Below are 9,179 nucleotides of genomic sequence, written 5' to 3' on the forward strand. Positions count from 1 at the left end.
GGCGACGGCGGCGAGGGCGTCCTCGATCTGCTTGTGCGGCACGAGCCGCGACAGCACGCACACGGTGGGGTGCGCGGTGCGGGTGTGTTCGTCGCCGGGCTCGACCCCGGCGGGGACGGCGTCGGCGAACGATGAGCAGCGCGACATCCTCGATCGCCTCACCGGCGACAGCGGCGTCGTGGTCGAAGGCCCACCCGGTACTGGTAAGACACACACCATCGCCAACCTGGTGTCCGCGCTGCTCGCGGGTGGCCAGCGCGTGCTGGTCACCAGTGAGAAGGCTCAGGCGCTGCGTGTACTGCGCGACAAACTTCCGCCCGAACTGCAAGAACTGTGTGTGGCGGTGACCGACCCGGCGCGGGGAGGGTCTGCGGAGCTCAACCGCAGTGTCAGCGAGATCGCTACCCGCAAGGCGCAATTCAACGGGCGGCGCGCAGCGCAGCGCATCGACGAACTCACCACGCAACGCAACGACGTGCTCAACCGTCGGGCGATCCTGACGGAACAGATTCGGCAGACGCGCGCGCAGGAGACGGTCGTTCACACCGCGGTCGCCGCCGGTTACGAGGGGACGGTCGCGTCGATCGTCCGGAGGGTCCGCGCACAGGAATCCGGACAGGGGTGGCTGCCCGCACCGCTGTTCACCGACGCCCCACCTCTGAGCGTCGACGAATTCGTCACCCTCCATGCGCTTCATCAGCGGTCGAGCGTCGAGCGGGCGCGTCGCCGGCACCAAGTGTTCCCCGACTTGTCCCTGCCCACCCAGAGAGAGGTGCAGGACGCGTGCGCCGCGGTCGCACAGGCATCGCAGGACGTGACCGGCGAAATGCCGGAGTTGCTGCGGGTACTCGAGGGCGCCTCCCCCGACATACTGGCCCGTATCCGCGATCTCTGCGAACAACTGCAGGGCGCTCTGCACGATGCAGAACGGCTCGACCTGGGATTTCAACGCGTGGCCGACGATGTCCTGTCGGGGAGGGCGCAGCACCTGTGGGGAAAGACCGCCGAGTTCGCAGGTCTCGTGCAGGCCGCGCAGGAGGCCGATCGCGTCGTCGGTGCCAGCACGGTGGCAACGCCGGTGACCGGGCGGCCCGCGTTCGAGGCGTATGACGCGCTGGCTCGCAAGCTGGAGGCGGGGGACACATGGCGCAGTGGCCTCTCCCGGTTCCGGAGGAGTGACGAGCAGTCGGCGGTCGAGGCGCTCGGCGAGCCTGCGACCGTCGACGGGGTCGCGGCCACGACCGCCCACTCGGTGCGTATCGTCGCCGAGCACCTCCGTGCGCTCGACGCGGTGCGGGTCGTGGGGATCGTCCTGCGCGATCTCGGTATCGACATCGCACTCGACGAGTCACGCAGCCGTGCCATCGGCACCCTGGCACTGATCAACCGGGACCGTGGCATCGTGGACAACCTTGTCACACGGGTACGGGATGTCGAATCGGCGTTACGAGACATCCACCCTGGTGCGCCGCGGCTTGTGAGTGTCGAACAGGCGCGGTCGGTTGCGGAGTCGGCGCGGGCAATCGCCGCGGTCGGCACTGCGCAAGCCAGCAAGGCCTGGCTCGAATCCGTCGGCCTGTATGTGCGGGGCCAGATCGCCGGGGGAGCGTCGCCCGAAGGGCGCGCCCTGGCACGGGCCTTCCACGATGCGGACTTCGACGGTATCAATGCAGCTTTGGATGCATGGGATCGTGCGGCCGGTGAACAGCGGGAGGAGCTCGAACTCTTGTCGCTGCACGCGCGTTTGACCGACGCCGCACCGGCGCTCGCGCAGGCCATCGCCGAAGATCCGTCGTGGCCGCAGTGGCCGGTTCGTCTGGCAAACATCGAGAGCGCGTGGGCGTGGCGTCGCGCAGAGCAGTGGGTGCGGAACGTCAACGAGGGGCGTGAGGACGGGCAGTTCGAACGTGACCTCGACGCGGTCGAGAAAGACATCTCGCGGTTGACCACGCAGCTCGTCGCGGAGAAGGCGTGGAGCGCGTGTCTCGACCGCACGACCGCCGAGCAGGTCCAAGCCCTGCACTCGTACCGCGACCATGTCGCGAGTATCGGAAAGGGTACCGGGAGATATGCAGAGCGTTATCGGGCTGCAGCGCGTGAGGCCATGCAGGTCGCGCAGGGTGCGGTGCCGGCGTGGGTGATGCCGTTGCAGCAGGTGCTGTCTTCGGTTCCGCCTGTACAGAACCTGTTCGATGTCGTCATTGTCGATGAAGCAAGCCAGGTCGACATCAGTAGCTTGTTCCTGCTGTGGTTGGCGCCGCGTGTGATCGTGGTCGGGGACGATAAGCAATGCGCGCCGAGTGCGGTGTCGTTGGGTGCGCTCGACGGAGTGTTCCGTCGTCTCGATTCATCCCTGCCCGACATCCCGAAGTACTTGCGCGATAGTTTCACTCCCCGCTCGAGCATGTTCTCGTTGTTGCGGTCGCGGTTCGGGAGCATCGTCCGGTTGCGTGAGCATTTCCGATCGATGCCAGAGATCATCGCCTGGTCGAGCGAACAGTTCTATGCAGACGACCCCCTGGTTCCGTTGCGGCAGTATGGGTCCGACCGCCTTCCGCCTCTGCGCACCACCTACGTCGACGGTGGTGTCGTCACCGGACAGAACTCGACGTTGACGAACCGTGTCGAGGGCGGTGCCCTCGTCGACACTGTGGTGCAGTGTGTCGAAGACCCCGCCTACGACGGGAAGACCTTCGGCGTGGTGGTTTTGCAGGGGCAGTCGCAGGTCGACGTCATCCAGAACGAACTGCTCGACCGGCTCACCCCGCACCAATGGGACGAACGCAGACTCCGTGTCGGCACGCCTCCGGATTTCCAAGGGGACGAGCGGCACGTGGTGTTTCTGTCCATGGTGGTCGCGCCCGACCAGAACATCGCGGCGATGACGAGGACCGAATACCAACGACGGTTCAACGTCGCCGCATCGAGGGCACAGGACCAGTTGTGGTTGTTCCATTCGCGGACCGTCGACACGTTGCGGCCGACGGACCTGCGGCATTCGCTGCTCACCTACATGCAGTCGACGTCGCCGATGCCTGCGGCGCCGATGCCGGCGGGTGTGACGGGTGAGGAGCGGCACGAGGCATTCGACAGTCTCTTCCAGCAGGAGGTGTTCCTCGACATCGCTGCCCGCGGATATCACGTGAACCCCCGGGTGGAGGTGAACGGTCACGTCATCGATCTGGTGGTGACCGGTGCGGCAGGCAAGCTGGCTGTGGCGTGCGACGGCGAGCAGTGGCACACCACTCCCGACCGGCAGCGCGCCGACCTCGAGCGTGAACGTGAACTGCGCCGGAGCGGGTGGAGGTTCTGGAGGGTCCGCGAATCCGAGTACTACCTCGACCCGGACGCGTCGATGTCGGGGCTGTGGGGCGAGCTCGAGCGGCGCGGCATTACCTCCGAGGGTGCGGATGTCGGTGCTGTGTCCGACGCCGAGCCTTCCGGATTCACCGAGTCGTCGGTGGCCACGCCGGTGTCGTCATCGCTGGCTGACACCATTGTGGAGGCACTCGGGAGTGAGGAATATCCGGTCGTCGAGCTTGCCGATCGGCTCGAGATGGACTGGACGGTCGTTCTCGCGGTGCTGGAAGAGCTCGTCGTCGCGGGGCGGGTCGACGCGTTCGTTGCGCCAGGGCAACGGACGAACTATCGGGTTGCGGGTGTAGTCGATCGCACTGCCGACGATGGTGCCGGCTTCTGACCGAATCGGATGATCGGACGATTCGTAGGTCGGGTTTCGAGACGTTGGTGCCGCTGACCTCGCGTGGATCGTCGCAATGCCGGAGTTCGACCTCGTGGAGCAGGAGTGGTGACGACCAGTTCGTCGCCCGGCGCTATGTCTTCGTGTCTCGTACTCGAGGCACGCGGGTGTGGACCTACGGTCGCGCCGGTTTCCTGAGCTCAGGACGCGGACGGTCCACCACTGTTTTCTGCCGGCCAAGCTCGACGCCGAACCGGACCGGCGGTCGGTCGAGGACGTCTTCGGCGCCCAGCCCGTCCCGGATCCGGTCCCGACGACGCGTCAGCAGGCCGAAGCCGAGATCAAGGCCCTGGCCGGCGCCCGGCCCGGGGAATGGGTCACCTGGAAGGTCTACGACCGCAGCCGCCGCCAGTTGGCCAGCGTCGCCGCCCGGACCTGCGCACCGGCAGGATCGCCGCGGTGCGCAGCTCCGGGCTGCACATCGACTCCCGCGTCACCCCGACCGCGGATGGCCGCTTCGTCGTGGAGATCGCCCGCACCGCCGAGAACGCTTCCTGAACAGGGAAAATGCACGTCCCCTCGCCGTTCGGGGCCAGACCGTCCCCTCCGGGCCGCAGGACAACGGCGCGGGACGTCGGGTGCGGCACCCGGTGCGGGGGTACGGCACACTTTCGGGCATGACTTCTGTGGGGAGCCGGTGTGGAACAGCAGTGCGCCGATGATCATGTGGGCCTTCGCCGAGGGGTTCGACGTCGCCGGCACGAGGGTCCACCCGATCGCCACCCACGCCGTGAGCGGGCTCGGGAGCGTCCCGGACGATTACGAACAGGCTTGTCGCGGAGCAACTCTGGGTGAGAGTCTGGCCGTTCGGGGCGGGGAGGTCCGCGATGCCGGCGCCGCAGTCGACTCCTGGCTGCAGCGCACCGGCCTGCTCTGACTGCCTGTCGCACCCGCGGCTGTCACATCACCGCTCGCAGGGCGAGCCGGATCGAAGGAAACGGAAGATGCGGATCGCCCCGCGTACCCCCACCAGGAAGAACCCGCCCGAACAGTTCCACGGCGACGTGTGGCTGGACCCGATTGCCTTCCCCGCGAGGACGGTCAGCGGATGATCGTCGCGAAAGTCCGGTTCGCGCCCGGCGCCCGCACCGCCTGGCACTCGCACGCCCGCGGCCAGACGCTGCACGTTACACAGGGCGTGGCGTGGGTGCAGTCCCGTGGCGAGGAAAAGATCGAGGCGTACCCCGGCCGGACGATCTACTGCCCGCCCGGCGAGGAACATCGGCACGGTGCGGCCGCCGACTCGTTCATGGAACATCTGGCGATGCTCGACGACGCCGACAGCCCGGCGACGACCACGACGTGGCTCGAGCACGTCACCGACGAGTGCAACGGCTGATGAAGGCGGGGAACGACGTCGAGGCGGCGGTGCGCGACTGCAACAGCAGCGCGCCGCGATGGTCGCCGGCGACGCGGTCGCGCTCGGCGAACTGCTCGATGAAGATTTCACGCTCACACACATGACCGCGTACGAGCAGTCGAAGGCCGAATGGTTGGCCGACTTCGCCTCCGGCCGGACGCGGACGGAGGCCACCATCCGGGGCGGGCACGGCACCTGGCCGCTGCAGCTCGAGATCCACTACACCGCCCGCGACGGCCGGTGGGTGGCGGCGTACACCCTCGCGTCCACCTGGGTGGGTCAGCCGCGGCGTAGGGCGCGGCCATCGGGCAGGGTTCGGCCGCTCAGAAGCGCCACCAGGCGTCCGCTGTCGGTCCGCACGACCTTCCCGCTTCCCCAGCTCCAGTCGATGTCGGCAGCCTCGAGCCGGACGTCGGTCAGGTCGACCCCGAACAGTGCGCCGTTCGCGGCGGTGAGCTGGTCGAGGACGGCTACCACGGCCTCGACCGGCGCAACCGTCGGCCGGTCGAGCGCGACCGTGACGTCGAGGGAGTGGATCACTGCATGGCTGAGCGCCCCGGCCGCCCCGCCACCCGGCGGCTGCCACTCGTGCAGCAGCGGCGACCGGAGGTGGGCCAGGTGGTCGGCGACCGGCAGGGAGGCGTCGCGGGCGGCTACGGTGTTGGACAGCAGGGTGAAGTCGCCGCCTGCCGCCGCCATCTCGGCTCCGAACTGCTCGGGTGTGAGCCGCGCCGGCATCGTTACGTGCGCGACCACGTGGCGGACCTGCCACGTCGCGCAGAGCGACGGAGTGTCCCAGGTCTCGGTGGGCGCGGAGTCGAGCAGGTCGGCGAGGCCGTCGTACGTTGGCGATACCCCGGACTGCAGGTTGTTCACGGTCGGTCCCCTTTCATTCAGTGGAGCAAGGTGCCCCGCCGCCGAGCCGGACGTCCTTGCATCGCGCCGCCTGCAGAGGTTGAGACTCCACGGGCCGGTCAAACTCATCGGAGAGTGGCCAAGCCGAAGTCGCCAAGGTGTGCGACCTGCCTGACACCTATCCCGAAACTCGCCGCGGAGGGCTACGCCGAGTACCGCGCCACATCGACTTCATGGACGTGCTGGCCGAGCAGTTCGGTCTCGACGATCATGCGCTGCAGTACCCACAGGCGGGGAATATCAGGGACCGCAGGGTGCCTCACGATCCTCTGGATGGGTGAGGTGACGACGTCGCCGGATCGCTGTTCTCGACCGCCAGGGAGAGCACTGCTTCCGCCAACGCCTGCAGGGATTCGGTAGCCAAAGTGGTGTCCCGGTCGGCGGTCAGCCGGTGCACAACTGCTCGCGCACGATTCTCTCGTAGTGTTCGGCAGTCAGGCATGCCTGACGACGCAATCGGAAAGGGGGCCAGAGCCGACTCCGGCCTGCCGTCGACAGGCCGGATCGACCATCCGGAAAACGGCATCGATCTGGTGACCGGACTACGTAGCGACACGCCGTCCTGCCGACACCGGACTCGTTGCACGGCCGCGCAGGTATCTCTCAAACACGGAGGTGAGGGACGTTGTCCGACGAGACGCAGCGGGATATCGGGTCGATCAGACTGCCGCAATGGGGCCGTGTCGAGCGAGGCGGTGGCATTGTGGGCGCTTCACAGTTGAGGGTGTAATCGCTGGCTGGATGTTGGCTGGCGCGTCGGTCCCGGGGCAGCGATGCGCAAACGCAGCCGGAGGCCCGATCTTGTGTCACCGTTCGCAGTGGACTTCTTCGAGTACCCGCTCAGATCGGTCAACGGCGCACCCGATAGCGCAGGTGAAGCACCCGGTTGCCCTGAATCACCACGTCGGGATCCTCCAACAGGTGCTGTGCGTGGACCGACCCGAAGTAGCGCTTGCCGGACCCGAACACGACGGGTACGACGTCCATGCGCACCTCGTCGACCAGGCCCGCGGCAAGCACCTGGCCACCGACGTCGCCGCCGGCGACCTCGACGATGCGGTCACCCGCGAGCTCCTGCGCCTTGGCCACGGCTGCCTCGACGCCGTCGACGAAGTGAAACGGCGCCTCGGGGGCCCAGCCCTCGGGCTTCGGCCGGTGCGTCACGACGACCACGTGGTCGACCCCGCCCGGAGGCTTCCCCTCCCAGCCGTCCGTCATGTCGAAGACGTGGCGACCGACGATTGTCGCCCCAATCTGGTCCCAGTACGGCCGGGTGTAGTCGTAGGACGTCTGCGACACCTTCACCTCGCCGCTCTCGTCCAACGGGACGTCACCGCTGGACAACCAGTCGAACAGCGGTCCGGGCTGGTCGTTCTCGTCCGCGACGAAGCCGTCCACCGACACCGAGCTGTACATGACCACCTTGCCCACGGGGCTCTCCTTAGACCTCGACGTGCCTGACGCTACCCCTGGGGCGGGCTGTGCCTGCCCTGATCTGACCGTGTTCTGCCGACTCGACGAGCTCGGTCTCGAAGTGACCAGGCCGCGGTTCGAGCCGGACCGTGCTGTCTTGGCCTGTCGCGTCGTCGAACCCGAGGGGTCGGATGAGAGGTGGTGTCGCCGCTGCGGATGCGAGGGATCGTCGCGCGACACCGTAACCCGGCGTCTGGCGCACGAGCCGCTGGGTTGGCGGCCGACCACGCTGGTGGTCCCGATCCGTCGCTATCGGTGCTCCGGCTGCGAGCATGTGGCGCCAGGACACCAGCCTGGCTGCTGAGCCGCGGGCGAAGCTCTCGCGAGGTGGTCTGCGGTGGGCACTCGAAGGCGTCGTGCGCCAGCACCTGACCGTCGCGCGTGTCGCTGAAGGACTCGTGGGCGCCTGGAACACCGCCAACGACGCCGTCCTGGCCGAGGGCAAGCGGGTCCTTATAGACGATCCGCACCGGCTCGACGGCGTCCAGGTTCTCGGCGTCGATGGATCCCCGCAGCGGTCGCGGTGATGGATCCCTTCCACGGGGTCCGCGTAGCCGGTGACGCGCTCGACAAGTGCCGGCGTCGGGTCCAACTCGCGCTCCACGGCCACTGCGGTCACAAGGACGACCCGCTCTACGCCGCCAGGAGGACCCTGCACACCGGCGCCGACCTACTCACCGACAAGCAGAAGGACCGACTCACCGCCCTGTTCGCCGCCGAAGAGCAGGTCGAAGTCGAGGCGACTCGGGGGATCTACCAGCGGATGATCGCCGCCTACCGTCACCCGGATCGACCGAAGGGGCGCGAGCCGATGCAGAACCTGATCGGGTCGGTCAGTGCCGGCGTTCCCGCTGCGCTGAGCGAGGTGATCACGCTGGGCCGAACGCTGAAGAAGCGCGCCGTCGACGTGCTGGCCTACTTCGACCGACCCGGCACCAGCAACGGCCCAACCAAGGCGATCAACGGACGACTCGAACACCTCCGCGGCTCCGCCCTCGGATTCGGCAACCTCACCAACTACATCGCCGGCCCGCTACTCGAGACCGGCGGCTTCAGGCCGCTGCTACACCCAGGATGATGAAGAGCCGCATTGTGCCCTGGCTCGTTTACGACGATGTGGGCGAGGTGGTCGAGCCAGTTCGGCGGTATCTGGCTGATTGTGTTGCCCCATCGAATCTATTCTCGCGACAGTGCGTTTGAGGAGCAAGGTCACCAAGGGGCCAGGCTCGCGGACGGCCGGGCTCGCGTTGGCGCTCACGGTGATCGAGGCCGCTGAGGCACGCTGGCGCGCCGTGAACGCGCCGCGCCTGGTCGCCCTCGTTCGGGCCGGAGCCGTGTTCGAGAAGGGAAAGACTCATAGAACGACCGGTTGATGCGTCAACTATGAACGAGGTCGCCCGACGCTCGCCCATCCACAACGATTTGACAATAACTCGTGTGGTGTCGCGATGAGTTTTGCCCTCCGGTGCAGTCTGATCTGCATGGGCAAACTCATCTATGGCTTCAACGTGTCGGTGGACGGGTACATCGCCGATGCACAAGGCAACATCGACTGGACCGATCCGAGCGAAGAACTGCACCAGTACTGGAACGACTTCGAGCGGGAGACCGCCCTGTCGTTCTACGGGCGGCGGCTCTACGAACTGATGTCCGCGTACTGGCCGACTGCCG

At 67.3% G+C, this 9,179-nt stretch carries 2 protein-coding genes and 8 pseudogenes; 7 read left to right on the forward strand and 3 right to left on the reverse strand.

From position 1 onward, the window contains the following. Nucleotides 1–129, reverse strand: a pseudogene (locus AIIKEEIJ_RS34275) (glycosyltransferase family 1 protein); the annotation flags it as partial. Here AIIKEEIJ_RS34275 and AIIKEEIJ_RS08830 point away from each other — a divergent pair. The 4 pseudogenes from AIIKEEIJ_RS08830 to AIIKEEIJ_RS34280 form a co-directional block, all read left to right on the forward strand. Further along, nucleotides 125–3,700 (forward strand): annotated as a pseudogene (locus AIIKEEIJ_RS08830) (AAA domain-containing protein); the annotation flags it as partial. The pseudogenes AIIKEEIJ_RS34275 and AIIKEEIJ_RS08830 overlap by 5 nt on opposite strands. A gap of 694 nt (nucleotides 3,701–4,394) precedes the next feature. After that, nucleotides 4,395–4,637, forward strand: a pseudogene (locus tag AIIKEEIJ_RS33960) (flavodoxin); the annotation flags it as partial. Between the two features lie 67 nt (nucleotides 4,638–4,704). Then, nucleotides 4,705–5,099: pseudogene (locus tag AIIKEEIJ_RS08845) on the forward strand ((R)-mandelonitrile lyase). 58 nt (nucleotides 5,100–5,157) lie between these two features. After that, nucleotides 5,158–5,226, forward strand: a pseudogene (locus tag AIIKEEIJ_RS34280) (hypothetical protein); the annotation flags it as partial. A 173-nt stretch (nucleotides 5,227–5,399) separates the two neighbouring features. Here AIIKEEIJ_RS34280 and AIIKEEIJ_RS08855 read toward each other — a convergent pair. Together AIIKEEIJ_RS08855 and AIIKEEIJ_RS08860 are read right to left on the reverse strand one after the other, a co-directional pair. Beyond that, a complete protein-coding gene (locus AIIKEEIJ_RS08855) occupies nucleotides 5,400–5,996 on the reverse strand; it encodes a maleylpyruvate isomerase family mycothiol-dependent enzyme (protein ID WP_161995478.1) in 597 nt (198 codons plus the stop codon). An 888-nt stretch (nucleotides 5,997–6,884) separates the two neighbouring features. Next, the gene (locus tag AIIKEEIJ_RS08860; RefSeq protein ID WP_043798413.1) at nucleotides 6,885–7,466 is read right to left on the reverse strand and encodes a dihydrofolate reductase family protein; all 582 of its coding nucleotides are present in this window, start codon (nucleotides 7,464–7,466) and stop codon (nucleotides 6,885–6,887) included. A gap of 22 nt (nucleotides 7,467–7,488) precedes the next feature. Here AIIKEEIJ_RS08860 and AIIKEEIJ_RS08865 point away from each other — a divergent pair. The 3 pseudogenes from AIIKEEIJ_RS08865 to AIIKEEIJ_RS08875 all read left to right on the forward strand — a co-directional run. Next, nucleotides 7,489–8,586, forward strand: a pseudogene (locus AIIKEEIJ_RS08865) (transposase). 88 nt (nucleotides 8,587–8,674) lie between these two features. Then, a pseudogene (locus tag AIIKEEIJ_RS08870) lies at nucleotides 8,675–8,960 on the forward strand (hypothetical protein); the annotation flags it as partial. 29 nt (nucleotides 8,961–8,989) lie between these two features. Beyond that, a pseudogene (locus tag AIIKEEIJ_RS08875) lies at nucleotides 8,990–9,179 on the forward strand (dihydrofolate reductase family protein); the annotation flags it as partial.

The sequence above is a fragment of the Rhodococcus sp. YH1 genome (assembly GCF_009939605.1).
Taxonomy (GTDB): domain Bacteria; phylum Actinomycetota; class Actinomycetes; order Mycobacteriales; family Mycobacteriaceae; genus Rhodococcus; species Rhodococcus aetherivorans.